Annotated in this window: 22 protein-coding genes and 1 riboswitch; of the genes, 9 read left to right on the forward strand and 13 right to left on the reverse strand. The window is 72.7% G+C overall.

The genetic code is table 11. From position 1 onward, the window contains the following. Positions 1-4 precede the first annotated feature (4 nt). The 6 genes from AB2L57_RS16245 to AB2L57_RS16270 form a co-directional block, all read right to left on the reverse strand. The gene (locus AB2L57_RS16245) at positions 5-838 is read right to left on the reverse strand and encodes an SDR family oxidoreductase (protein ID WP_409047572.1); all 834 of its coding nucleotides are present in this window, start codon (positions 836-838) and stop codon (positions 5-7) included. Continuing rightward, positions 835-1,626: an enoyl-CoA hydratase/isomerase family protein gene (locus tag AB2L57_RS16250; protein WP_409047573.1), complete on the reverse strand. Its 792-nt coding sequence runs from the start codon at positions 1,624-1,626 to the stop codon at positions 835-837. The genes AB2L57_RS16245 and AB2L57_RS16250 overlap by 4 nt, the downstream gene beginning before the upstream one ends. After that, the gene (locus tag AB2L57_RS16255; RefSeq protein ID WP_292812343.1) at positions 1,623-2,384 is read right to left on the reverse strand and encodes an SDR family NAD(P)-dependent oxidoreductase; all 762 of its coding nucleotides are present in this window, start codon (positions 2,382-2,384) and stop codon (positions 1,623-1,625) included. The genes AB2L57_RS16250 and AB2L57_RS16255 overlap by 4 nt, the downstream gene beginning before the upstream one ends. 112 nt (positions 2,385-2,496) lie before the next feature. Continuing rightward, positions 2,497-3,312, reverse strand: coding sequence for an energy-coupling factor transporter transmembrane component T family protein (locus tag AB2L57_RS16260; RefSeq protein ID WP_409047574.1), 816 nt, complete (start codon positions 3,310-3,312; stop codon positions 2,497-2,499). Then, positions 3,309-4,781, reverse strand: coding sequence for an ABC transporter ATP-binding protein (locus AB2L57_RS16265; protein WP_409047575.1), 1,473 nt, complete (start codon positions 4,779-4,781; stop codon positions 3,309-3,311). The genes AB2L57_RS16260 and AB2L57_RS16265 overlap by 4 nt, the downstream gene beginning before the upstream one ends. An 8-nt stretch (positions 4,782-4,789) precedes the next feature. Continuing rightward, positions 4,790-5,422, reverse strand: coding sequence for an ECF transporter S component (locus tag AB2L57_RS16270; protein WP_409047576.1), 633 nt, complete (start codon positions 5,420-5,422; stop codon positions 4,790-4,792). Beyond that, positions 5,415-5,525: riboswitch (TPP riboswitch) on the reverse strand. (Overlaps the previous gene by 8 nt.) A gap of 41 nt (positions 5,526-5,566) precedes the next feature. Between AB2L57_RS16270 and AB2L57_RS16275 the strand changes: the two genes are divergently transcribed. Together AB2L57_RS16275 and AB2L57_RS16280 are read left to right on the forward strand one after the other, a co-directional pair. Then, positions 5,567-6,910 carry a D-alanyl-D-alanine carboxypeptidase family protein gene (locus tag AB2L57_RS16275; RefSeq protein ID WP_409047577.1) on the forward strand — a complete coding sequence of 448 codons (1,344 nt, stop codon included), beginning with the start codon at positions 5,567-5,569 and terminating at the stop codon, positions 6,908-6,910. 58 nt (positions 6,911-6,968) lie between these two features. Continuing rightward, a complete protein-coding gene (locus AB2L57_RS16280) occupies positions 6,969-8,351 on the forward strand; it encodes a hypothetical protein (protein ID WP_409047578.1) in 1,383 nt (460 codons plus the stop codon). Here the strand turns inward: AB2L57_RS16280 and AB2L57_RS16285 are convergent. The 6 genes from AB2L57_RS16285 to AB2L57_RS16310 form a co-directional block, all read right to left on the reverse strand. After that, complete coding sequence (locus AB2L57_RS16285; protein WP_409047579.1) at positions 8,293-9,432, reverse strand: AI-2E family transporter; 1,140 nt, start codon at positions 9,430-9,432, stop codon at positions 8,293-8,295. The two genes, AB2L57_RS16280 and AB2L57_RS16285, sit on opposite strands and share 59 nt — an antisense overlap. Before the next feature lie 74 nt (positions 9,433-9,506). Then, positions 9,507-11,090, reverse strand: a complete 1,584-nt coding sequence (locus tag AB2L57_RS16290) for an SLC13 family permease (protein ID WP_409047580.1) — start codon at positions 11,088-11,090, stop codon at positions 9,507-9,509. A gap of 29 nt (positions 11,091-11,119) precedes the next feature. Beyond that, positions 11,120-12,058, reverse strand: coding sequence for a DnaJ domain-containing protein (locus AB2L57_RS16295; protein WP_292812362.1), 939 nt, complete (start codon positions 12,056-12,058; stop codon positions 11,120-11,122). Positions 12,059-12,120: 62 nt separating this feature from the next. Then, positions 12,121-12,636, reverse strand: a complete 516-nt coding sequence (locus AB2L57_RS16300) for a hypothetical protein (RefSeq protein WP_292812364.1) — start codon at positions 12,634-12,636, stop codon at positions 12,121-12,123. Further along, the gene (locus tag AB2L57_RS16305) at positions 12,633-13,499 is read right to left on the reverse strand and encodes an LssY C-terminal domain-containing protein (protein ID WP_409047581.1); all 867 of its coding nucleotides are present in this window, start codon (positions 13,497-13,499) and stop codon (positions 12,633-12,635) included. Before AB2L57_RS16305 ends, AB2L57_RS16300 begins: the two co-directional genes overlap by 4 nt. A 10-nt stretch (positions 13,500-13,509) precedes the next feature. Continuing rightward, positions 13,510-14,589, reverse strand: coding sequence for an enoyl-CoA hydratase/isomerase family protein (locus AB2L57_RS16310; RefSeq protein ID WP_409047582.1), 1,080 nt, complete (start codon positions 14,587-14,589; stop codon positions 13,510-13,512). A gap of 130 nt (positions 14,590-14,719) precedes the next feature. Here AB2L57_RS16310 and AB2L57_RS16315 point away from each other — a divergent pair, with 130 nt between their 5' ends. Together AB2L57_RS16315 and AB2L57_RS16320 are read left to right on the forward strand one after the other, a co-directional pair. Further along, positions 14,720-16,009 carry an ABC transporter ATP-binding protein gene (locus AB2L57_RS16315; protein WP_292812371.1) on the forward strand — a complete coding sequence of 430 codons (1,290 nt, stop codon included), beginning with the start codon at positions 14,720-14,722 and terminating at the stop codon, positions 16,007-16,009. Further along, a complete protein-coding gene (locus AB2L57_RS16320; RefSeq protein ID WP_292812373.1) occupies positions 16,006-16,827 on the forward strand; it encodes an ABC transporter permease in 822 nt (273 codons plus the stop codon). Before AB2L57_RS16315 ends, AB2L57_RS16320 begins: the two co-directional genes overlap by 4 nt. Positions 16,828-16,915: 88 nt before the next feature. Here AB2L57_RS16320 and AB2L57_RS16325 read toward each other — a convergent pair whose 3' ends face one another. After that, a complete protein-coding gene (locus AB2L57_RS16325; protein ID WP_409047583.1) occupies positions 16,916-17,368 on the reverse strand; it encodes a hypothetical protein in 453 nt (150 codons plus the stop codon). An 89-nt stretch (positions 17,369-17,457) separates the two neighbouring features. Here AB2L57_RS16325 and AB2L57_RS16330 point away from each other — a divergent pair, with 89 nt between their 5' ends. Genes AB2L57_RS16330 through cofC form a run of 5 tightly spaced genes read left to right on the forward strand, consistent with a single transcriptional unit; the run spans position 17,458 to position 23,771 of the window. Beyond that, a complete protein-coding gene (locus tag AB2L57_RS16330; protein WP_292810187.1) occupies positions 17,458-18,276 on the forward strand; it encodes a coenzyme F420-0:L-glutamate ligase in 819 nt (272 codons plus the stop codon). A 50-nt stretch (positions 18,277-18,326) separates the two neighbouring features. Then, the gene (gene cofG, locus AB2L57_RS16335) at positions 18,327-20,624 is read left to right on the forward strand and encodes a 7,8-didemethyl-8-hydroxy-5-deazariboflavin synthase CofG (protein ID WP_409047584.1); all 2,298 of its coding nucleotides are present in this window, start codon (positions 18,327-18,329) and stop codon (positions 20,622-20,624) included. Next, entirely contained in the window at positions 20,621-22,111 is a 1,491-nt protein-coding gene (locus tag AB2L57_RS16340; RefSeq protein ID WP_409047585.1) for a flavin-containing monooxygenase, read from the forward strand. The genes cofG and AB2L57_RS16340 overlap by 4 nt, the downstream gene beginning before the upstream one ends. Beyond that, positions 22,108-23,121: a glucose-6-phosphate dehydrogenase (coenzyme-F420) gene (gene fgd / locus AB2L57_RS16345; RefSeq protein WP_292810179.1), complete on the forward strand. Its 1,014-nt coding sequence runs from the start codon at positions 22,108-22,110 to the stop codon at positions 23,119-23,121. The genes AB2L57_RS16340 and fgd overlap by 4 nt, the downstream gene beginning before the upstream one ends. Continuing rightward, positions 23,118-23,771, forward strand: coding sequence for a 2-phospho-L-lactate guanylyltransferase (cofC, locus tag AB2L57_RS16350; RefSeq protein WP_292810177.1), 654 nt, complete (start codon positions 23,118-23,120; stop codon positions 23,769-23,771). The genes fgd and cofC overlap by 4 nt, the downstream gene beginning before the upstream one ends. Positions 23,772-23,899 lie beyond the last annotated feature (128 nt).

The raw sequence follows: 23,899 nt of genomic DNA on the forward strand, positions 1-23,899 counted from the left end.
CCCGTCAGTCGAGGAAGATGTCGGGGAACAGGGCCGAATCCGGCGTGCCCGGCACCGCTGCGTACCCCGAGAAGTCGGTGACGCCGGCCTCGGTCAGCACGTCCTCGACGATCAGCTGCCGACCCGTGCACGACGCGGCAGGCCGGGTGATGACTTCGTACGCCGCGTCGGCGTAGATCTCGGCTGTGCGGCTGGCCGCCATCACGCGGTCGCCGCCCAGCAGGTTCTGCACCGCGGCCGTCGCGATGGTCGTGCGCGGCCACAGCGTGTTCGCGGCGATGCCCGCGAACTCGGCGGCAAGGCCCAGCGTCACCATCGTCATGCCGAACTTCGCCAGCGAATACCCCGTGTGCGCCCCCAGCCACCTCGGCGTCGGGTTCAGCGGGGGCGAGAGCGAGAGGATGTGCGGGTTCTTGCTGTCGCGCAGGATCGGCACCGCGGCACGCGAGAGCATGAAGGTGCCGCGCACGTTGACGTCCTGCATCAGGTCGTACTTCTTCGCGTCGAGGTCGAGCGAGCCCGACAGGTCGATCACGCTGGCGTTGTTGATGACGATGTCGATACCCCCGAACTCACCTTGCGCCTTCAGCACCGCCTCGGTCACGTCGTCGTCGGATCTCACATCACCGACGATCGGCAGCGCCTCGCCCCCCGCCGCGCGGATCTGCTCGGCCGCCGAGTGCACGGTGCCCTCGAGGCGTGGATGCGGGGTGTCGGTCTTCGCGAGCATCGCGATGTTGGCGCCGTCCGCGGCCGCGCGCAGCGCGATCGCGAGGCCGATGCCGCGGCTTCCGCCCGACATCAGGATCGTGCGTCCGGCGAGGGGTTTTCCGGTCATCGGGGGTCCTTTCGGGATGCGGCGGAGGCGGACGCCTGGGCGAACGCGGCGATCCGCGCCCGGGCGTCGGGGGTGTCGAAGGCCGCGCCGATCGTGCGGGCCTCCTCGTCGAGCTGGTCGGCGAACGAACGCGTCGGCTGGGAACGGATGAGGCGCTTGGCCTGGCCGAAGGCTGCAGTGGCGCCCTCGAGCCAGGACCGGGCCACGGCCTCGGCCCGCGACGCGACGTCGCCCGCGTCGACGACCTCGGCGATGAGGCCCCACGCGCGGGCCTCATCGGCCGACAGCATCCGGTCGCCGAGCACGAGCTGCAGCGCCCGGCGCTCGCCGACGGCGCGGGCCAGCTGCGCCGAGACCGAGAGGTCGGGGGTGAGCCCGACACCGGCGTACCGGCTGCCGATCCGGGAGTCGGCGGCGGCGATCGCGTAGTCGCTGGCGAGGAGGATGCCGAGACCGCCACCCGCGGTCGTGCCCTGGGCGGCGGCCACGACCGGCACCGACGACTCGACGAGCGCGCGGATGCCGCCGTGGATCACGTGGGCGAGTTCGGTGATGCCCGCACCCGTCCCGACCGCGGTCGCCATCGCGACGACGTCGCCGCCCGCGCAGAAGGCGGGGCCGGCCGCGTCGATGAGGATCGCGCCGATGTCGTCGGACGACGTCGCCTCGACGCAGGCGACCTGCCAGGCGTGCGCCATCGCCTCGTCGAACGCGTTCAATCGCGCGGGCCGGTTGAGCGTGATGCGGGCGAGCCCCCCGTCGATCCGCAGACGGATGCTGTCGGTCATCGCGGTGCCATCCGGATCGCCCCGTCCAGTCGTATCGTCTCGCCGTTGAGATAGCCGTTGTGCACGATGTGCAGGGCGAGATCGGCGTACTCCTCGGGTCGCCCCAGCCGCGACGGGTAGGGCACCTGTTCGCCGAGCGAATCCTGTGCGGCCTGCGGCAGGCCCTTGAGCATCGGGGTCTCCATGATTCCCGGTGCGATCGTGACGACGCGGATGCCGTGGCGTGCCAGCTCGCGCGCGATCGGCAGTGTCATCGCGTGCACGCCGCCCTTGCTCGCGGAGTACGCGGGCTGCCCGATCTGGCCGTCGAACGCGGCGACACTCGCCGTGTTGACGATGACCCCGCGGTCGCCGCCGGGCAGCGGCTCGTTGCCCGCCATCGATGCCGCCGCCTGGGCGATCACGGTGTACGTGCCGATCAGGTTGATGCGCACGACCCGCTCGAAGTCGGCGATCGGGGACGGGTTTCCGTCGCGGTCGAGCACCTTGGCGGGCGGGGCGATGCCCGCGCAGTTCACGACGACGCGCAGCGGCGCGAGCGCGGATGCTTCGGCGACCGCCGCGCGCACCTGCTCCTCGTTCGTGACGTCGGCGGGTGCGAAGACCCCGCCGAGCTCGGCGGCGATCTCTTCGCCGGGCGAGGACGGCAGGTCGATGATCGTGACGACCATGCCCTCGCCGGCCAGACGCCGCGCGGTCGCGAGCCCGAGCCCGCTGGCGCCGCCCGTGACGAGCGCGCCGGATCTGCCTTCGTGCATGGGGTTCTCCTTCGAACATCACGCGCGCGGGCGGTCGTGGCGCCGCGCGTGGAATCGCGCATCAGCCTACGCGGCACCGGGTGTCACGCGCACCCCGGACGCCGCGCCGCCCTCACGCCGGGCCGAGGATGAAGTTCCATGAGCCCACCCACACCGCGGTCGCGAGGGCGGTCGCGCTGATCGCGGCGCCGGCGGCGACCAGCACCCACTCGCGCGCACCCCAGCGCGACTCGCGCGCCCACGTGCGTGTGATCGGGCGGCCGTCCGCGTCGGCGATTCCGCCGAAACCGCGCGCCTCCATCGCGGTCGCAAGCTTCGTCCCGCGGCGGATCGCCAGTACGAACAGCGCGAATGCCATGCCGAGAACCCGCCGCACGCGGCCCTCGTCGGCGACCCCGCGCGCCCGCCGCGCCAGCGCGAGGGCGCGCCAGTCGTCGGCGAGCAGCCCCAGCATCCGCATTCCGGCGAGCGCGCCCAGGACGAAGCGGGCGGGCAGGCGCACGATCTGGGCGAGGCCGTCGGCGAGGTCGGTCGGATCGACCGTGACGAACAGCACGATGCCCGGCAGCGCGATCGCCAGCACGCGGAAGAAGGTCGCCACGGCCAGCTCGAGCGATCCTTCGCTGATGCGCACGACGAACCACTCGACGTAGATCTGCCCCGACGTCTGCCCGTAGAGGGCGATCGTCACGGCCGTCAGGGGCGCGGCAACCCACACGGGCAGGGTGCGCAGCCAGAACTCGCGCCACCGCACCCCCGACAGCACGAACAGGATGCCGGAGAGCCCGAGCGCGACCGCTGCCGAGACCCAGTCGATGGTGAGCACGAGCGGCAGCGCGATCAGCAGCGCCGCCGCGAGCTTGGCGACAGGATTGATGCCCGCGACGGGACCCGCCCGCACGGCGCGCTCCTGCTGCTGCCCGATCACGGCGCCCTCAGCGCGAACTCGCGCGCGTGCAGGGCCCGCAGCACCGCGGCGTCGTGGGTGACCGCGACGACCGCAGCGGGGCTCTCGCCCCCACCCCCGCGCCCGTCGCGCAGCTCGGCGATCAGGGCGACGAGTTCGGCCCAGGTCAGAGCATCCTGCCCGAACGTCGGCTCGTCGAGCACCATCACGCGCGGTCGGGTCGCGAGCATGCCGCCGACGGTGAGGCGCCGCTTCTCTCCGCCCGAGAGCGTGTACGGATTGGCGTCGGCGAGCGCCGCGAGGCGCAGACGCGCGAGCAGCGCATCGGTGCGGGCGGCGATCTCGCCCTCACCGAGTCCCAGCGCGCGAGGCCCGACCTCGAGCTCGCGCCGCACCGTGGTCGCGAGCAGCTGGTGTTCGGGATCCTGCAGCACCGTGCCGACGCGCGTCAGCAGCTGACGCGACGACCATGCGATCGGCTCGCGTTTCGCATCTCCCGCGAGAGACGTGGATGCCGCCACCCGGCCCTTCGCCGGCGCCAGGAGCCCCGCGAGAGTCAGGCCCAGCGTCGATTTTCCGGCGCCGTTGGGCCCCGTGATGCCGACGACCTCGCCGGGGCGCACGTCGAGATCGACCGACCCCGCGACGATGGAGCCGCGCACCCGTGCGACGGCGAGCTCACGCGCCTCCAGCAGCGGCGCACCGGGCGACACCGCGGGGGGCGGGGGCGGCGGCGGGGGAAATCCCGGCACCCACACACCCCCCGCGGCGAGCTCTCGGCCGTGCCCGTGCAGCACGGCGTCGGGGGAACCGTCGGCGATGACGCCGCCCTCCCCCAGCACGACGACCCGGTCCACGAGCGGCAGCCACACGTCGAGGCGATGCTCGACCACGACGAGCGTCGCTCCGGTGCGTTCGAGGGATCGGGCGACAGCATCCCGCACCTCGCTCACTCCCGCGGGGTCGAGGTTCGCGGTCGGCTCGTCGAGCAGGATCAGCCCCGGGCGCATCGCGAGCACCCCGGCGAGCGCGAGTCGCTGCTTCTGCCCGCCCGAGAGCGCCGAGGTGGACCGATCGAGCGGCACATCCAGGCCCACGGCGTCGAGCGCATCGGCGACCCGAGGCCAGATCGCCGCCCGGGGCACGCCGAGGTTCTCGCATCCGAACGCGACGTCGTCGCCGACCCGCGCGAGGATCGCCTGGCTGTCGGGATCCTGCAGCACGAGCCCCGCCCGGCCCCGGGCGCGGGCGGCCGGCACCCCGTCGATCGTCAGCTCGCCGAGGCTCTCGCCCTCGTCGTCGCCGCCGAGCACCCCCGCGAGGGCGTGCAGCAGGGTCGATTTGCCGGCACCCGATGCGCCGAGCAGCAGCACCCGCGTGCCGGGATCGATCCGCAGCGAGACCTCACGCGCCGCCCACCGCCTGCGCGAGGCGTAGCGCCAGCCCCAGCCGCGCGCGTCGACCGCGGCGGGACGAACGGATGCTGTCATCACGACGCTCAGACGCGTCGCGAGACCTCGCGGCCCGACGCGAACCGCGACAGCGCGCCCGTCTGCGCGAGCCCGCGCGCGACGAACCAGGACCCCGCTCCCGCGATGACGGCGCCCGAGATCGTCGTGGAGACGATGTAGACGATCGTGAAGGTGGTGTCGGCGCCGGCGTACCAGAGGATGCGGTCGTTGATGCCGCACGCGAGCCCGGCGCCGGCCCCCGCGAGGATCGCGACCGGCAGACGCCACACGGCGTACGCGAAGAGCAGGAAGACGAGCTCGGCGCCGAGCCCCTGCACGAGGCCCGACACGATCGTCAGTGGCCCCCACTGGTTGCCCACGAGCGCCGAGATCACGGCGGCGAGCAGTTCGGTGTAGAGGGCGGCGCCGGGCTTGCGGATGATGAGGCCGCCGAGCACGCCGGCGACGAGCCAGGGACCGGCGAGCAGACCCTGCACGCCGGGCAGCAGGGGCGCGAGGGCCTCGCTGGGCAGCTGGTACCCGACGTTCCAGAGCAGGAAGACGGCGGCGCAGGCGACGCCGATGACGCTGGCGACGACGATGTCGACGACCCTCCAGCGCCAGACGATGCGGCCGAAGCCCCCCTGCACGGGGGCGGACGTGGACGTGGACGTGCTCATTGTGATCTCCTCCCTGCGCCGGCATGATCCGGATCAGGTTCGACGGTCGAAGCGTGGTTCGCTTCCTCTCAGCCCGGCTCACCGGACTCCCGTGTGTTGTGGGCATGAGTATAGCCACCCCCGCGGGGGCGATATCTTGGCCGTGTGACCCCGACCGCCGCGCCCGCCCTGGCGTGGCTGCGCGACGACACGATCACCTCCGGGGCACGGGGCGACCTCCCGGGTGACGACGACGGCGACCTGATCGGCCCCCGCCGCCCCGGATCCGCGTGGCGCGCGGCGCTGCTGCCGCCCCTCGCCGTCGTGCTCGTCCTCGTGCTCGGCTACGGCGCCGCCCTGCTGCTGTGGCCCCTGCACGCTGTCGCACCCCGGGTGGAGGCGGTGGCGGTGACGACGAACCCGGCCGTCGCCGCCGCGCCCGCGTGGCCCGCCGACGGCTCGGCCGCGCTCGGCGTCGCGGGGCTCGGCTCGCCCCTGTCGAGCGCCGGCGAGGCCGTGCCCATGGCGAGCATCACCAAGGTCGTCACGGCGCTCGTCGTGCTCGATCGTCTGCCGCTCGCGGTCGGCGAGCAAGGTCCCGAGTACACCTTCACCGCCGCCGATCGGGCGGACTACCGCGCGACGATCGCCGCCGGCGAGTCGGCGCTGCCGGTCGTGGTGGGCGAGAGCCTCACCCAGTACCAGCTTCTCGAGGGCCTGCTCATCGGCTCGGCCGGCAACTACGCCGACTATCTCGTCGCGCAGATCGCCCCCTCGCACGCGGTCTACGCGCGAGCCGCGAACGAATGGCTCGCGCAGCACGGCCTGGGCGGCATCACGGTGGTCGACCCCTCGGGCATCAGTCCGCGCAATGTCGCCACGCCCGCAGCCCTCGTGACCCTGGCGCAGCGCGCGCTGACCAACCCCGTCATCGCCGAGATCGTCGCCAAGCCCTCCGTCGACCTGCCGGGCGTGGGGCTCGTCGAGAACACGAACGCGCTGCTCGGCGAACCGGGAGTGATCGGGGTCAAGACCGGGTTCCTCGGGCGCGACTACAACCTGCTGGCCGCGCGCGACATCGCGGTCGGCGACGTCACGGTGCGAGCCTTCGTCGCCGTGCTCGGCCAAGACACCAGCGCCGCACGGTTCGATGAGGCGCGAGCGCTGCTGGCCTCGCTCGACGCGCCGCTTCAGCCGACCCTCGCGGTTCCGGCGGGCACGGTCGTCGGCACCGTCACCACCCTGTGGGGCGAGCCCGTCCCGATCGTCACCGACGCCGACGCCGCCGTCATCCTCTTCAACGGCGGCGCGGCGACCGCGACGCCGCAGCTCGCCCTGGGCGAGTCCGGCGACGACCGCGCCGCGGGCGTGGTGGCCGGCACCCTGCAGGTCACGGGGCCCGTCGATGCGGCCGACGTCGACGCGGTGCTGCAGTCGGCCGTCGAGGACCCGAGCATGTGGTGGCGGCTCACGCATCCGCTCGAGTTGCTCGGACTGGCCGACGGCTGACCCCCACCACCTCCGCGCGCATCGCTACAGTGAGCGCAGAGCCCACGAGGGGAGCGTCATGCCGCGCCTGACCACCACCGATCTGCGCCGCCGAATCGATGCCCTCGAGGCCGAGAACGCGGCGCTGCGCGAACGCGCCGCGCACGCCGCAAGCGCCGCCGACACGCTCGTGCTCGATGCGCCGGCCGACACGGCAGTCCCGCACCGCCGCGCGTGGGGCTGGACGCTGCTGGCGACCGTGCTCATCACGCTCGGCGCGCTGCTCGCCCCCATCGCCGTCGTCGCGGTCTGGGCCAATGTGCAGCTCACCGACACCGATCGATTCGTCGCCGCCTACGGACCCCTGGCCGATGATCCGGCGGTGCAGGCCGTCGTCGCCGATCAGGTGCTCACGGCGATCGAGGGACAGCTGGATGTCGGGGCCCTCACCTCCGACGTCATCGACGGCGTGATCGACCTCGGCACCGGCCCCGCGGCCACGCGTGCCCTCGAGCTGCTCAAGGGCCCGGCGGCTCAGGGGGTGCAGTCGCTCATCGACCGCACGGTCGAGGGCTTCGTCGCATCCGACGCGTTCTCGAACGTGTGGGCGACCGCGCTGCGCGTGAGCCACACACAGCTGACGGGAGCGCTCGCGGGCGAGGAGGGCATGGCGCTCGACCTCGCAGACGACGGCACGATCGGCATCCAGCTCGCCCCGATCATCGACGCCGTCAAGGACGCCCTCGTCGCCCAGGGGATCGGGCTGGCGGCATCCATCCCGACGATCGACCGCACGATCGCGATCGCGCAGTCGGACGCCCTGCCGAGCGTGCAGCTGGGCTACGGACTCACGCTGGCCGCGGGGCTGTGGCTGCCCTGGATCGCGATCGGCCTGCTCGCCGCCGGGGTGCTCGTGGCGAGGCGCCGTTCGGTGGCGCTGGTGGCGGCATCCGTCACCCTGGCGCTGTCGATGGTGATCGTGGTCGCCGGCTTCGCGATCGGACGCATCGTGTTCATCGCGACCGTCACCCCCGACCCGCTGCCCGCGCGCGCGGCCGAGGTGCTCTTCGCGACGTTCACGGGCGCGATGCGGGACACCGCGGTGGCCGTGCTCGTGCTCGCGATCGTCGTGGCCCTCGTCGGCTGGTTCACGGGACCGTTCCGCGTACCGAGGCGCCTGCGCGGGCTCGTGCATTCGGGGGCCGGGTCACTGCGCGACGTGCTGGAGCGGCGCGGGCTCAGCACCGGCCGGGTGGGCGTGTGGCTCTATCGTCAGCGCGTGCTCATGCGTGCCGCGGTCGCCGTGATCGCCGCGGCCGTCGTGCTCTTCGTGCGCCCCCTGACCCCGGGGCTCGTGATCTGGACCCTCGTGATCGCCGCTCTGGTGGTGCTCGTGCTCGAGGTCATCGAGCGTCCCGCACCCGATCCCGCCGCCGCGCCGCTCGACGAGAGCGTCGCGTAGGAGCCTCGGCGGGCGGGTCGTCCACAGGTGCCGGCCGCGGGGGCGCGGCCGCCGTGTCTCCCGAGAGCCAGCGCAGCCACCATGCCCCGGGATCGCCCTCGAGCACGAGCGCACGGACGAGCAGGGTGAGCGGGATGGAGAGGATCGCACCGAGCGGTCCGATCACGAAGGTCCAGAAGATGACCGAGAAGAAGCTCAGGGTGAGGCTGAGGCTGACCGCGTCGCTGACGAATTTGGGCTGCACGAGCACCTGGAGCACGACGTTGACGACGCTGTAGATCGCCAGCACGGCGAGCATCATCGGCCAGCCGCCCACGACGAGCGCCAGCAGGGCAGGCGGGATGACGCCGAGCACGAATCCGATGTTCGGGATGAAGTTCGTCACGAACGCGAGGATCGCCCACACCGCCGGGACGGGGATGCCGAGGGCCCAGAGCGCGAGTCCGTCGACGATCGCGACCACGGCACCGAAGCTCGCGTTCACGACGTAGTAACGCCGCACTCCCGTGCAGAACGTGCGCACCCGCGCGATCGTCGCGTGCGCCTGCTGCCCGAACAGCTCGGGCGCCTGCTGATAGCGTGCGGCGTCCGCGGACATGAAGATCACGTACGCGAGCACGAAGAAGAACGCCGTCGCGACGCCCAGGGCGGTGCCGCCGAGGGATGTCGCCAGGCTCAGGAGCGTCGAGGGCTGCAGCGCCGAGGCGGCGGCATCCGCCGCCTGCTGATCCAGGCCGACGGACTGCAGCCAGGCGAGAAGGCTGTCGGCGCTCTGGCGCAGCTGCTGCTCGAAGTCGATCACCAGACGGACGAACTGCGTGCCGGCGTAGTACAGCATCCACGCCAGCGCCGCGAGGATCAGGTACGCGACGACGATCACGGTCGTCGTGGCGAGCCATCGCGGCCACCCACGCCGTTCGAGCGGGACGCGCACCGGGTGGACGATGATCACGAGCACCGCGCCGAGGATCAGCGGTCCGGCGATGTCGCGCGCCAGGTACAACCCCGCCAGCGCCACGACGGATGCCGCGAGCGCCAGCAGCGTGCGCAGCGCGGGCGACAGCGGCTCCTTCTGAGACATCCACACCCTCCCCGGCCAGGCTATCGGTGCGGTCCGGGGATCACGCCGTACCGTCCCCGCCCCGCCGCGCACGATCAGAAGGGCCAGATCACCGGCACCCAGAGCACGGCGACGGCGACGAAGACGATCACGAGGGGCAGACCGAGGCGCCAGTAGTCGCCGAAGCGGTAGCCACCGGGCTGCATCACCATGAGGTTCACGGGTGTCGCGATCGGCGTCAGGAACGACGCCGCCCCCGCCACCGTCAGCGCCATCATGAAGGGCTGGATGCTGGTGTCCAGGGCCGCCGACACGGACGCGGCGATGGGGGCGACCACGAGCACGGTCGCCACGTTGGAGATGAACTGGCCGAGCACGACGGTGACAACGCACAGCACCAGCAGGGCCAGGTGGGGCGAGGTGTCGCCGATCCAGGTCAGGAGGGCGCCGGCGACGACATCGGCCGCGCCGGTGGAGAGGAAGGCCGACGAGAGCGGGATCATGCCAGCGATCAGCACGACCGTCGTCCACGAGATCGCGCGGTAGGTCTGCGGGATGCTCAGCACGCGCGTGACGAGAAGGGCCCCCGCGGCGAGAAGACCCGCAACGACGGGCGGTACGACGCCCGTCGCGAGGAGCACGACCATGATCGCGAGGATCACGAGAGCGCGCTTCGCCCCGCGACCGAGCGGTACCGCGCGGCGCAGCGACTGGGGGGAGGTGACCGGCGTCACGTCGCCGGTGTGCACGTAGCGCTCGAGCGACTCCCACGGGCCCTGCACGAGCACCGCATCGCCGGGTCGCAGCGTCACCTCTCCGTCGGGCCTGGGTGCCGCCTCGCCCTCCGCGCCGCGACGCACGGCGAGGATGACGAGGTTCTCGCGCCGCGTCGTCATGCCGGGAAAGACCGTGCGCCCGACGAGCGACGAGCGCGGCGGGATCAGCACCTCGGCGACACCCTCCTCGACGCTGAACATCCGCCCCGTGTCGAGCGAGACCTGGTAGCTGTCGCGCCAGCCGCGGGCCACCTCGCTCGCGTCGGTCGGCGGGTCGCCCAGCTGATCCGCCGACCGGGCCGGCAGCAGGCGATCTCCGAACAGCGCGAGATAGGCGATCGTGAGCGCCACGACCGGGACGCCCGCGAGGGCGAACTCGAAGAAGCCGAACGCGCGCCCGCCGGCGGCGACTGCCGCGTCCGAGACGACGATGTTGACGGGCGTGCCCGTCAGGGTCAGCAGCGATCCCGCGCTCGCCGCGAACGCGAGGGGGATCAGCAGACGGGAGGGCACGATCCGGGCCTTGACCGCGACGACCACGACGACCGGCAGCAGCGCCGCGACGGCGCCGTTGATGCTGATGAACGCGGCGAGGACGGCGACCATCAGCCCGAGCACGACGACGAGCCGGCCGCGCCCCGTGATGCCGCGGCGCATGACCTGCTGTCCCACCCACGCCGTGACGCCAGTGGCATCGAGCGACTCGCTCACGACGAAGAGCGAGGCGATGAAGATCACCGTCGCATCACCGAAACCCGCGAGCGCCTCCGGCAGCGTGAGCACGCCGGTCGCCCACAAGGCCAGCGCCACGCCCACCGCCACGACCTCGAGCGCGATGCGTCCGCTCAAGAACGCGACCACCGCCAGGCCCAGGATGGCGAAGGTCCAGGCGACGGGGTCCATGCGGCCAAACTAGCGTGGCCTGCGCCGCGTCAGACGAACGCGACCGTGTGCTGGAGCCGCGTGCGCACGTCGAAGATCTCGTTGCCGCCGATGTCGCGCGCGCCGGGCACGCCGCGCCGGAGCACGGTCGCGAGCGCCGCGCGGCCGCACACGACGACCGGGACGCCCCGCACCTTGCCCACCTCGAGGATCGCCTGGGGCAGGTCCTCGTCGGGCAGCACGACGATCGCCCCGCCGAAGCGCACCCCCGCGGCGCGCCCGATCACGCGCATGCGCGCCAGCAGGTCGGCGATCGGCGATCCCTCGACGTCCTCGCCCACGAGCTCGCCGCGGCGCAGCGACACCGGTCCGCCGAAGTCCTCGGACAGCACCCCGTACAGGCCGCTCGGGCTCAGCACGATGTGGTCGAGCTTGGCATCCGGCTCGCCCCCGCGCCGCCCCGCGGCGGCGACGTCGTGCCACACCGTGAAGCCCATGCCCAGGTCGGCGACGACGCGGGCGGTCTCCTCCTCGGCGAGCGCGTCGGCGAGGAGCCGCCGGATCTCGTGCGGCGCCGTGCGCACCAGATGCGGCGCGTACGGGTCCTCGAGCTCGACCCCCCGGCCGACCCACTCCCGCATGAGCGTCAGATAGCGCTCGCGCCGCCATCCGCCGGGGTGGCCGTACACGCGCGCCTTGGGCCGCGTGTCGGCCGGGGCTCCGCGCGGACGCCAGCCGGCGGCATCCGCGTCGGTCGTCGGGGCGAAATCGCCGAAGCCGTGGCCGCGGTCGTAGAGGGCGCGGGCCTCGGCGGTGCCGACCAGCTCCCACGCGCGCTGCACCTGCACGAAGGCGGCGGCGTCGCCGCCCGTATCCGGGTGCGTCGCCCGCAGCCGCAGGCGATAGGCGCGGCGAAGGTCGTCCTCGCTCGCATCCGCGGCGACCCCGAGCACCTCGTACGCGGAGTGCGAGAGGGGGCTGTCGAACATCCGGTCACACCCCTCCCCGCCGACGGCGGCTTACAGGCTACCCCGGCACGATCGGGGCGGGCTCAGCGCCGGCGCCGCGGCCGACGGGCATAGGCCGCCGCGTCGCGACTCGACAGCGCCAGCAGCACGAGCACGTCCAGACCCAGTGTGACGAGAGTCGTCGCGAGCCGGATGTCCTGCCCGCCCACCCACCACTGCAGGAAGGCGGTCGTGATCGATACCGTCGAGACGATCATCACGATCACGCGGGGCCAGTTGTGCCCCCGGTAGATGAAGACCGCGAGCACAAGATCGGCCAGCAGCACTGCCCCCACCACGAGGATCACGATCAGCAGCCCCGCCTGCTCGAGATCGGGCGAGAGGGTGATGTCGGCGATGTCCGCGGCGGCGTCGCGCGCGATCGGCCCCCAGTTGGCCGCGAGCGCGACGAGCCAGAGCGCCCCGGCCAGCACCCGCAGCAGCACGAGCGCCGCGCCCGCGGTCGTCGCCAGCGGTCTCGCCATCTCGGCTTCGCCGTCCACGGGCGCAACGAGCTCGATGGGCGACTCGAACGCGGCGCGCTTGCGTGGGGCGCTCATGACGTCACTCCTGTGGCGGGCGCCGGGGCGGGAGCGGGTGCGACGACGACCGCGCTCACGTCGACGATCGGCAGATCGCCGTCGGTGCGGATGCTGTCTCCGCCGCCGTTGCGGGCGTGATAACCCGTCGAGAAGTCGGGGATCACCGTGAGGGTGACGGCGGGGTCCGCCGTCGTCACCGTCCGGACGATGTGATCGCGCTCGATGTCGGTGTCGGCATCGATGCGGTGCGTGACCTGCAGCGTGAACAGCGAGAGCCCGACGGCCGTGTCGAAGGTGCCCGCGGCCAGCCAGTCGACGCGGATGCCGCCCGGCAGCATCCATCCGTCGGGGCACCGCCAGAACCGCACGTGGTGGCGCTGCGACGGGCTGCCGTCGACCTCCTGCTGGTAGGCGAAGTCCTGCTGTCGCGAGAACAGGAAGAGCGGGCTCACGGGCGCCTCGTGATAGCTGCGGCGACGCAGCGTGGACTCGATGATGCGCCACGACGAGGCGAGGGTGACGGGGTCGGCGCGCGTCCAGCCGGCGCGGCGGAGCGCCGCCTCGATCTGATCGCCCGTACCCCGGAACGCGAGATTGACCGGGTCGCCGAGCAGCCCGTCGCTCGTGCGCGTGCGGCCGATGAAGTAGTCGGGCACGTAGATCGTGGTGAGGATGCGGTGCAGGCGCGGCAGCACGAGGTAGGCGATGACGACCCAGAACAGCACGGCGACGGGAATGCCCCACCAGCCGACCTGGAACGACTCGGTGACGCCCAGGTAGGCCAGCCACAGTGCGGCGAGGCCCGCGAAGACGAAGAAGAACCAGTCGAGCACGGCGCCGATGGAGTAGCGCCGCCGCCTCCCCGACTCCGAGCCCGTCATGGCGCTCACTCTAGGACCAGAGCGGCGCCTCGGGCCGGTAGTTCAGCGCCGCCCACGCCGCACCCGGGGTGACCGCGGCGAGTGTCGCCGGGCGCCAGCGCGGGGCGCGGTCCTTGTCGACGAGCTGCGCGCGGATGCCCTCGACGAGGTCGGGCTGCGTCATCGCGAACCACATCACGAGGCCGTACTCCTGGGCGAGCACCGCGCGCAGGTGCGGCAGCTCGCGGGCGCGCCGGATCGCCGCGAGCGTCACGGTGAGCGCGGTGGGCGCCAGCTCCTCGAGGGTGTCGGCGGTGCGGGATGCCGCTGCCTCGGGCCGCGCGCGCAGACGCTCGATGATCTGCGGCACGGTGTCGGCCGAGAACGCATCGTCGATCCATGCGCGATCGGCCGCGAGGCGAGAGGGCTCCGGCGTCTCATCGAAGAGCAGCACGATCTCCGTCGCCCCGGCGGGGTCGGCGCGGGACTCGAAGGCCTCGATCACGGCCGGGAGGTGGGCGGAGGGCACCAGATGATCGGCGAATCCGGCGTAGATCGCATCGGCGGCATCCATCGTCGCTCCCGTGAGCCCCAGGTACTCGCCGAGGCGGCCCGGAGCACGCGACAGCAGCAGCGAACCGCCGACGTCGGGGGTGAAGCCGATGCGCGTCTCGGGCATCGCGAGCACCGAGCGTTCGGTGACCACGCGGATCGCCGCGTGCCCGGCGAGCCCGATGCCGCCGCCCATCGTGATGCCGTCGGCGAGTACGATGACGGGCTTGGGGTACTCGGCGATGAGGGTGTCGAGCGCGTACTCGGCGCGGAAGAACGTCGCGACATCCGCCGGCCGGCCCGCCGTGATCTGGTCGTACAGGCCCCGCACGTCGCCGCCCGCGCACAGCCCGCGGTCGCCGGCGCCGTCGATGATCACGCGCTGCACGTCGCTGTCGTGCAGCCACGCCTCGAGCGCCGTCGTCAGATCATGGATCATGCCGAGATCCAGCGCGTTCAGGGCACGGGGACGGTCGAGGGTGAGCCGACCGATCCCGTGCGCCGACCGCACGCGCACGTGGGTGGGGCGCGGGGTGTCGGGCGGCGCGGGGGTGGTCACGGGGGAACGATACCGGCCGGCGGGGCACGGACGGCGCCGCGCCATCCCCGCGCGCGGGGCGCGCAATCCGCACGCGAGCGGGGATTTCCGGCAGGATGAGGGGACAACGCCCGCAGACGAGAGGTTCGGCATGCCCGACGGCGACCTGCTGGAATTCACCGGCATCACCAAGAGCTTCGGTGCTGTCACGGCGGTCCAGGACTTCACTGCGCGGGTCGAACCCGGGGTCGTCACGGGCTTCCTCGGCCCCAACGGAGCCGGAAAGACGACGACCCTGCGCATGCTCCTCGGCCTCGTGCGTCCCACGAGCGGGCGCGCAACCATCGGCGGCAAGGCCTATGCCGAGCTGCCGACTCCGCTGCGCACCGTCGGCGCCGCCCTCGAGGCCGCGAGCTTCCACCCCGGCCGCACGGCCGCGGGCCACCTCCGGGTCTACGCCCAGGCCGCGGGGCTCCCCCGCGCCCGCGTCGACGAGGCCCTCGGCGCCGTGGGACTGGGCGATGTCGCCGGGCGCAAGGTCGGCGGATACTCGCTCGGCATGCGCCAGCGCCTCGGCCTCGCATTCGCGCTGCTCGGCGACCCCGGCGTGCTCGTGCTCGACGAGCCCTCCAACGGCCTCGACCCGGAGGGCATCATCTGGATGCGCGGCCTGCTGCGCGCGCTCGCCCGGCAGGGGCGCACGGTGCTCATCTCGTCGCATCTGCTCGCCGAGGTGCAGCAGACCGCCGACCGGCTGCTGATCATCTCGCAGGGGCGCCTGGTCTTCCAGGGCGCGCTCGACGAGCTCGCCGATCCCGCCGAGCAGGCCGCCGTCGTCGACTCCCCCGACCGCGCGGCGCTCTCGCGCGCACTCACCGACGCCGGTCTCGTCGTCGAGGTGCTCCGCTCGGGACTCACGGTGCGCGGCGGCGACCCCGTCGAAATCGGCCGGATCGCGCTCGACGCAGGCGTCGCTCTGTCGGCCCTGCAGAGGCGAGGCCCCGGGCTCGAACAGGTCTTCCTCGAACTCGTCAGCGGCGAGCGCGTGCATCCGAGCGCTGGAGGGCCGCCGATCTTCTCCGCTCCCCTTCAGCTCGAGGGCGGGACCGCGGATGCCACACCCCCCGGGGACGGCGACGCCGCTCCGGTGGAAGATGCAGGACCGGTGGATGCTGCCGATCCGGCCGCCGCCGACATCCCCGCGTCCGCGCTCGCCGAGGGCACCGACCCCGCGCACGACGCCGAGGTCGAAGAGGCCCTCGCGGCCGAAGCCGACCCACCCCTGGTCGCGGAGGACCCCGACATCGAGGTCCCCAGCGAGGAGGCACCCGGCGAGGGGGACCCGGGTGGCGACGCCGACGAACCCTCCGCGCCCGGCTTCACGGTCGCCTCGACGGGCGTGATCGAAGTCGCCATCGACGAGGAAGGGGACCGCCGATGAGCCTCATGGCCGCGACACGATCCGAGTCCGTCAAGGTGTTCTCGACGGCCACCTGGTGGATCCTCGCCCTCGTTCTCGTCGTCTATGTCGGAAGCACCGCCGCAGGCATGGGCTTCATCCTCGCCGCCTCGGCCACCGGGGGCCTTCCTGGCGGCGACACCGCGCCCCAGGTTCCGCCCGAGGGACTGCCCACCCTCCTCTACAGCCTCGGCGCGTCGTTCGGGTACGTCTTCCCGCTGCTGGTGGGCACGCTCATGATCACCGGAGAGTTCCGTCACCAGACCCTGACGCCCACCTTCCTCGCCGTCCCCCGTCGCGGGCTCGTCCTCTGGGCGAAGCTGGCGGTCGGCGGGCTGATCGGGCTGATGTTCGGGGCGCTTGCGGTCGTGTCCACCGTCGGCCCCGCCGCGGCCTTCCTCGCCGGGTTCGGTCTCGACACCGGCCTCGACTCCCCCGACACCTGGGCGCTGATCGGCCGCACCCTGATCGCCTTCGCGCTGTGGGCGATGGTCGGCATCGGGGTCGGCACGCTCGTGCGCAACCAGGTCGTCGCGATCGTCATCGTGCTGGCGTTCACGCAGTTCGTCGAACCGCTGCTGCGCCTCGCGGCGGGGTTCGTCGACGGCCTCGAGGCAGCCGGCCAGTATCTGCCCGGCGCCGCGAGCGATGCGCTCGTGGGCGCGAGCATCTACTCCGTCATGGGCGGCGCCGGGGGCGCTCAGCTCGAGTGGTGGGGCGGCGGTCTCGTGCTGCTGGGCTACGCCCTCGTGCTGCTGCTGATCGGCCACATCGTGAGCTGGTCGCGCGACGTCACCTAAGCGCTCGCGCCGCTGTTCAGCACGTCGCAGCCGTTCAGCACGTCGGCGCTGTTCAGCACGTCGGCTCCGCTCCGGACTTCGGCGCCGTTCAGCCCGCCTGCGCCGCGGGTCGCGACGTGGGTCGGGTCTTGGCCTTGGCCGGCTTCGGCTTCGGCTTCGCGATGTCGGCGACGTCCTCGGCCACCTCGGCGCCGTCCAGCCGCAGCGCCTGGATCAGCTGCATTCCGTGTCGCGTCGTGAGCACGATGCGCTCGAAGCTCTCGTGACCCTCGAGGTCGATCACGACGCTCGGCCGCCGACCGCGGATGACGGCAAAATCCTGACCCGTGCCGGAGGTCCAGGTGCCCATCGCCAGCACGCTCGGTACGGCGGTTCCGGGGCTCGGCACCCCCCGCAGCCAGATCCACGCGTCGTCGGTCAGCATGACCTTCGCGATGTGGGCGCGGTCGACGTAGACGTTGCCGCGATGCCTCGAAAGCGCCCGCTCGGCCGGTGAGAGGGCGACCTCGAGCCGTTCCGAATCGAGCAGCAGGGTCACCATGACTCCAGTCTGCCAGCGCCCGCCCTGGCGCACTGTTCGATTTCCTCACAGTGCGGCAACGATCCCCCACCGCCCCGTAGAGTCGACACGTGCTGCAGGTCTGGGCCCTCGAGGGCATCCCCGAGATCGCGGCGGGTGCCGATCTCGTCGCCCTCATCGCGGACGCCGCCGGGCCCGATCTGCGCGATGGCGACATCCTCGTGGTCACGTCCAAGATCGTGTCGAAGGCGGAGGGACGCTTCGTCGAGGCGACCGACCGCGAGCACGCGATCACCGCCGAGACGGTGCGCCTTGTCGCCGCACGCACGCACGGCGAGCACACCACCCGCATCGTCGAGAATCACCTGGGGATCGTGTCCGCCGCGGCGGGCGTCGATGCCAGCAACACACCCGAGGGCACCGTCCTCCTGCTTCCCGAAGACCCGGATGCGTCCGCCCGCCGCCTGGCGGAGGGGCTGCGCTCCGCTCGCGGCGTCACCGTGGGCGTGCTGATCTCGGACACCCTCGGCCGCGCGTGGCGCGAGGGGCAGACCGACAGCGCGATCGGGGCGGCGGGGGTGCACGTGTTCGAAGACCTGCGCGGCGGCGTCGACGCACAGGGGCGGGCCCTCGTGGTCACCCAGCCGTGCGTCGCCGACGAACTCGCCGCCGCGACCGATCTGGTCAAGGGCAAGACCTCGGGGCGGCCCGTCGCGGTGGTGCGGGGACGCGCGGACCTTGTGGGCGATCTGGATCTGCCGGGCGCGCGCTCGATCGTCCGCCCTCCGGAGAAGGACATGTTCCGCCAGGGCGCCGCCGAGGCGTATGCCGAGGGCTACGCCGCGGCGATGCGCTCGATGCCGACGGAGCGAGCGGACGAGGTGTCGGGGGCGTTTCCCCGCCATGACATTTCTGTGACGCATATCTGACGGTCGTCACATACGCGTCAGACATGACCGTGCGGTGAGAGGATGGAGCGATGGAATCCCTCGCAACGCGCCGCCTCGACGCGGCCGACGCGGAGGCACTGCTGACCGCCGCGGGCGACGAGTTCGATGCACTGCTCGACGCGGCGGCAGCCGTCCGCGACGAGGGACTGCGCCGGGCCGGGCGCCCCGGGGTGCTGACCTATTCGCGGAAGGTGTTCCTCCCGGTCACGACGCTCTGCCGGGACCGCTGCCACTACTGCGTCTTCGTCGACACCCCCGGGCAGCTGCTGCGGGCCCACAAGCCGCTCTACATGAGCGCGGAGCAGGTGCTGACCGTGGCGCGGCGGGGCGCCGCCCTCGGCTGCAAGGAGGCGCTGTTCACGCTCGGCGACCGCCCCGAGCAGCGGTGGCCCGAGGCCCGCACCTGGCTCGATGCCCACGGCTACGCCTCGACGCTGGACTACGTCGCCGCGATGGCCCGGCTCGTGCGTCGCGAGACCGGCCTGCTCCCGCACCTCAATCCCGGGGTGATGACCCTCGACGAGCTGCGCGCTCTGCGCCCCACGGCACCCTCGATGGGCATGATGCTCGAGACGACCTCGCGCCGCCTCTTCGAGGAGCCGGGGCAGGTGCACTTCGGCTCCCCAGACAAGGATCCCGACGTGAGACTGCGGGTGATCGACGACGCCGGCACCGCCCGCGTGCCCTTCACCACCGGCATCCTCGTCGGCATCGGCGAGACCCTGCGGGATCGTGCCGAGTCGCTCATCGCCATCCGCGACGCACACGAGCGGCACGGGCACGTGCAAGAGGTCATCGTGCAGAACTTCCGCGCCAAGCCCCGCACCGCCATGCAGGGCGCACCCGACGCCGATCTGCGCGAATACGCCGCGGCGATCGCCGTCGCACGACTGGTGCTCGGGCCCGACATGCGCATCCAGGTGCCGCCCAATCTCTCCGACCCGGCGGAGTTCGAGCTCCTCGTCCGCGCGGGAGCCGACGACTGGGGTGGCGTCTCCCCCCTCACCGCCGACCACGTCAATCCCGAGCGCCCCTGGCCGCACCTCGACGACCTCACCGCACGCACGGCCGACCTGGGGTTCGTCCTGCGCGAACGCCTGACCGCCCACCCCGAGTACATCCGGGATGCCGCCCTCTGGCTCGATCCCGAGATCATCCCCGCGACCCTCGCTCTCGCCGATCCCGATTCGGGGCTCGCGGCCGAGGACGCGCCCGCCTCGACAGCCACACGCCGCGCCCCTCGCGCGGGCCGCGGTGACCCCGCGAGCCGAACGGCCGACCTGGTCTCGCGCGCCGCCGACGATCCCGCGGCCCTCGACGACGCCGAATGGGTGGCGCTGCTCGAGGCGACGGGCACGGCGCTCGACGCGCTGGCCGAGACGGCCGACCAACTCCGGCGGTTCACGGCGGGAGAGGCGGTGAGCATCGTCGACAACCGCAACGTGTCCTCGAGCGCCTATCGCGCGAGGCCCGCCGGCGAGCCCGACACCTTCGACCTGCGCGATCTCACCGGGATCGTCCGCGACGCACGCGACCTCGGCGTGAGCGAGCTCTGCGTGCAGGGCCTGGTCGACCCGCGCGAGGCCCCGGATGCCGCGCTCGAGATCGCCCGGACGATCCGCGACGCCGGGCCCGGCATCCATCTGCACGCGTTCCGCCCCGCCGACATCGACGATCTCGCCCGGCGCACCGGGATGGGTCTCGACGACGCCCTGGCGGCGATGCGGGAGGCGGGAGTGCACACCGTGCCGGGCACGGGCGTGAAGATCCTCAGCGAGCGGGTGCGCCCCCTGGTCGCGCCCGACGACCTGGCCACCCCGCGCTGGGTCGAGGTGATCACGGCCGCGCACCGCGCGGGGTTCCGCTCGACATCCGTGCTGTTCTACGGCCACGTCGAGACGGCTGCCGAACGAGTCGCGCACCTGCGTCGGCTGATGGCGATCCAGACCGAGACCGGCGGTTTCACCGAGATCGTGCCGATCCCCCTGCCGGGGCACGGTGTCGCCCTCGTTCCCGGACGCCCGGCGATCGACGAGCATCGCGCGATGTTCGCGGTCGCGCGGCTGATGCTGTCGGGGACGATCCCGCACGTGCAGGTGCCGTGGCCGCGCCTCGATGACAACACCGTGCAGACTCTGCTGCGCTCGGGCGCAGACGATCTCGGCGGCACGCTGCGCGATGGCCGAGTGCTGCCGCGGGTCGGTGTCGAGTACGGGCGCGAGATGACCCTGGAGCGGGCGGCGCGGATCAGCGGCGGTCTCTTCCGTCCGCTGCGGGTGCGGACGACCGACTACCGCGAGCCCGTGCGGGCGGGCGGGTCGTCATGACCGACGTCGACGTCGCGATCGTCGGGGCGGGCTTCGCCGGCCTCGGTATGGCCCTCGCCCTGCAGCGGGCGGGCCACGGATCCTACACCGTGCTCGAGCGCGCCGAGGAGGTCGGCGGCACGTGGCGCGACAACACCTACCCCGGCATCGCGTGCGACGTGCCCGCGCATCTCTATCGCTTCGCCGAGCATCCGCGCGCGCACTGGTCGCACACTTTCGCCCCGGGCGGCGAGATCCAGGAGTACCTGCGCGCGGTCGCGCAGGCGACCGGGCTGCACGAGCGCATCGAGTTCCGCTCCCCGCTGCGCTGCGCCCGCTGGACCGGCGACGCCTGGCGCATCGAGATCGGCGGCGACGGAACGCGCGCGCGCCGACCCCGCACGCTCGAGGCGCAATCGCTCGTGCTCGCCTGCGGTCGCCTCACCCAGCCGCGCCTGCCCGATCTGCCGGGCCTCGCCTCGTTCCCCGGCCCCGTCGTGCACACGGCACGCTGGGATCACGACATGCCGCTGGCCGGGCGGCGCATCGCCGTCGTCGGCACCGGCGCCAGCGCCGTGCAGCTCGTGCCCGAACTCGTGCGCCGGGGCGCGCGCGTGACACTGTTCCAGCGCACGCCGGCCTGGATCCTCCCCCGCGGCGGAGCCGCCTACGGCCCCGCAGAGCACGGGTCGCTCGCCGGCGATCCCGACGCCCTCGCTCGGCTCCGCGAAGACCTGCTGATCGAGGGAGAGGCCCGCTTCGCCTCTCGTTCGGGCGATGCCGAGGCCGCCTCCCGCGCCCGCGCCGCGGCCCTCGCACACCTGGCCGCGCAGGTTCCCGACCGCGCGCTGCGCGATGCGCTCACCCCGCGCTACCCGTTCGGCTGCAAGCGCGTGCTGCTCTCCGACGACTTCTACCCCGCGCTCACGTCGGGCGCGGTCACGCTCGAGGCCTCGGCCCTCGTCAGCGTCGAGGGGCGCACGCTCGTCGCCGCCCGCGGTGCGGCCTACGAGGCCGACGCGCTCGTGCTCGCGACGGGATTCGAGACCACCCGGCAGCCCTACGCCGACCTCGTCGAGGGCGAGCGCGGCCTGACCCTCGCCGAGCACTGGTCGGGCGGGATGACATCTCTCGGCTCGACGCTTGTCACCGGCTTTCCCGATCTCTACGTGCTGAACGGCCCCAACGCCTCGCTCGGACACAACTCCGCAGTCCTGATGGCCGAGGAGCAGGCGGGATTCGTCGTGCGCCGCCTCGCGGCCCGCGGCGACGCCCCCGTGCGGGTGCGCCCCGAGGCAGAGCGCGCCTACACGCGCGAGATCGAGAGCCGCAGCGCCGGCACCCCCTGGGTCGCCGACGGCTGCAGCAACTGGTACGTCGACGAACGCAGCGGCCGGCTCACACTGCTGTGGCCCGGCACCGTGCAGGCGTTCCGCGACCGTCTGGCGCGCATCGGCGCCGACGACTTCGAACCCGCCCCGTCGGGGCTTCTGGAAGGAGCATCATGAGCGTGCCCATCCGCTTCGGATACAAGGCCTCGGCCGAGCAGTTCACCCCGCGGGACCTGCTCGAGTTCTCGGTGCTCGCCGAGGAGATGGGCTTCGACTCCGTCTTCGTCTCCGACCACATGCAGCCGTGGATGCACGACGGCGGCCATGCCCCGGCGGCGATCCCGTGGCTCGGCGCCCTCGGCTCGCGCACCTCGCGCATCCTGATGGGCACGTCGGTGCTCACTCCGACCTTCCGCTATCACCCGGGAGTGGTCGCGCAGGCGTTCGCGACCCTCGGCTCGCTCTACCCCGACCGCGTCATCCTGGGCGTCGGCACCGGCGAGGCCCTCAACGAGGTGACGCTCGGGCTCGACTGGCCCGACCCGCCGGAGCGGTTCCAGCGCATGAAGGAGGCGATCACCCTCATGCAGAAGCTGTGGACGGAGGATCGCGTGACGTTCGACGGCACCTACTACTCCACCGCGAACGCGACGATCTACGACCGGCCCCAGAACCCCGTGCCGATCTACATCGGCGCCTCCGGGCCCGCCGCCACGCGCCTCGCCGGCCGCATCGCGGACGGCTACATCACGACCAGCGGCAAGAAGCCCGAGCTGTACACCGAGACCCTGCTGCCCGCGCTCGATGAGGGTCTGGGCAAAGCCGGACGCACGCGCGACGACATCGACACGCTCATCGAGGTCAAGGTCTCGTTGCACCCCGATCGCGCGCAGGCCCTCGAGAACACCCGCTTCTGGGCCCCGCTCGCGCTGTCGCCGGAGGAGAAGATGGGGGTCGATGATCCGATCGAGATGCAGCGGCTCGCGGGCGAGCTGCCGATCGAGCGAGCAGCATCCCGCTTCATCGTCTCGGACGACGTCGAGGAGCACGTCGCCGCGATCGAGCGCTACCTCGACCTGGGCTTCCGGCACTTGGTGTTCCACGACCCCGGCCACGACCAGGAGGGCTTCCTGCGCCGCTACGGCGCGGAGGTGCTGCCCCGGCTGCGGGCCCGGATCGGCGCATGACGACCGCGCGCCGCGCGGCCTGGTCGATCGTCGTTCCGGTCAAGCCCGCGCTGCTGGGCAAATCGCGGCTCGATGTGTCGCTGCTGGGTGCCGGCTCGATCGACCGCGTCGAGCTGGTGCGCGCGATCGCGATCGACACGGTGCGCGCGGCGGCTGCAGCGACGCGGGTCGCCGACGTCGTCGTCGTGACCGACGACGCGCCGCTCACCCGCGGTGTCGAGGCGCTGCCGCGAGTGCGGGTCGTCGCCGAAGAAGGTGCGCGGGGCCTTGCCGGCGCGATCGAACGCGGTGCGGCATCCATCGATCCGGCGCGGCCGCGTGCCGTGCTGCTGGGCGATCTCCCGGCGCTGCGACCCTCCGATCTCGACGAGGCGCTGACCCTCGCCGCCGCGCGCTCGCGGGGTGTGGTGGCGGATGCCGAGGGCACAGGATCGACCCTCGTCACCGCATCGGTCGGCGTCGATCTGGCGACGGCATTCGGTGCGGACTCGTACGCCCGGCACCTCGCGCTCGGATGCGCCGCGCTGCCGATCGATCATCAGTCGACGCTGCGCCGCGACGTGGACACCGCCGCACACCTCGCCCGAGCGGCGGAGTTCGGGCTGGGCGAGCACACCGCGGGGCTGCTCGCCCGGGCTGCCGCGGCCTGACGGCCGCCCGCGGCCCGCGCCAGCGGTCCGCATGCGAACCCACATTTTTGCAGCGAGCCACCATTCGTCCCGTGGTGGCTCGCTGCAAAAATGTGGGTTCGGCCCCGCAGCGGCCGCGACAGACCCGG

This window comes from Microbacterium sp. HA-8 (assembly GCF_046111165.1).
In the GTDB taxonomy this organism is placed as follows: Bacteria; Actinomycetota; Actinomycetes; order Actinomycetales; family Microbacteriaceae; genus Microbacterium.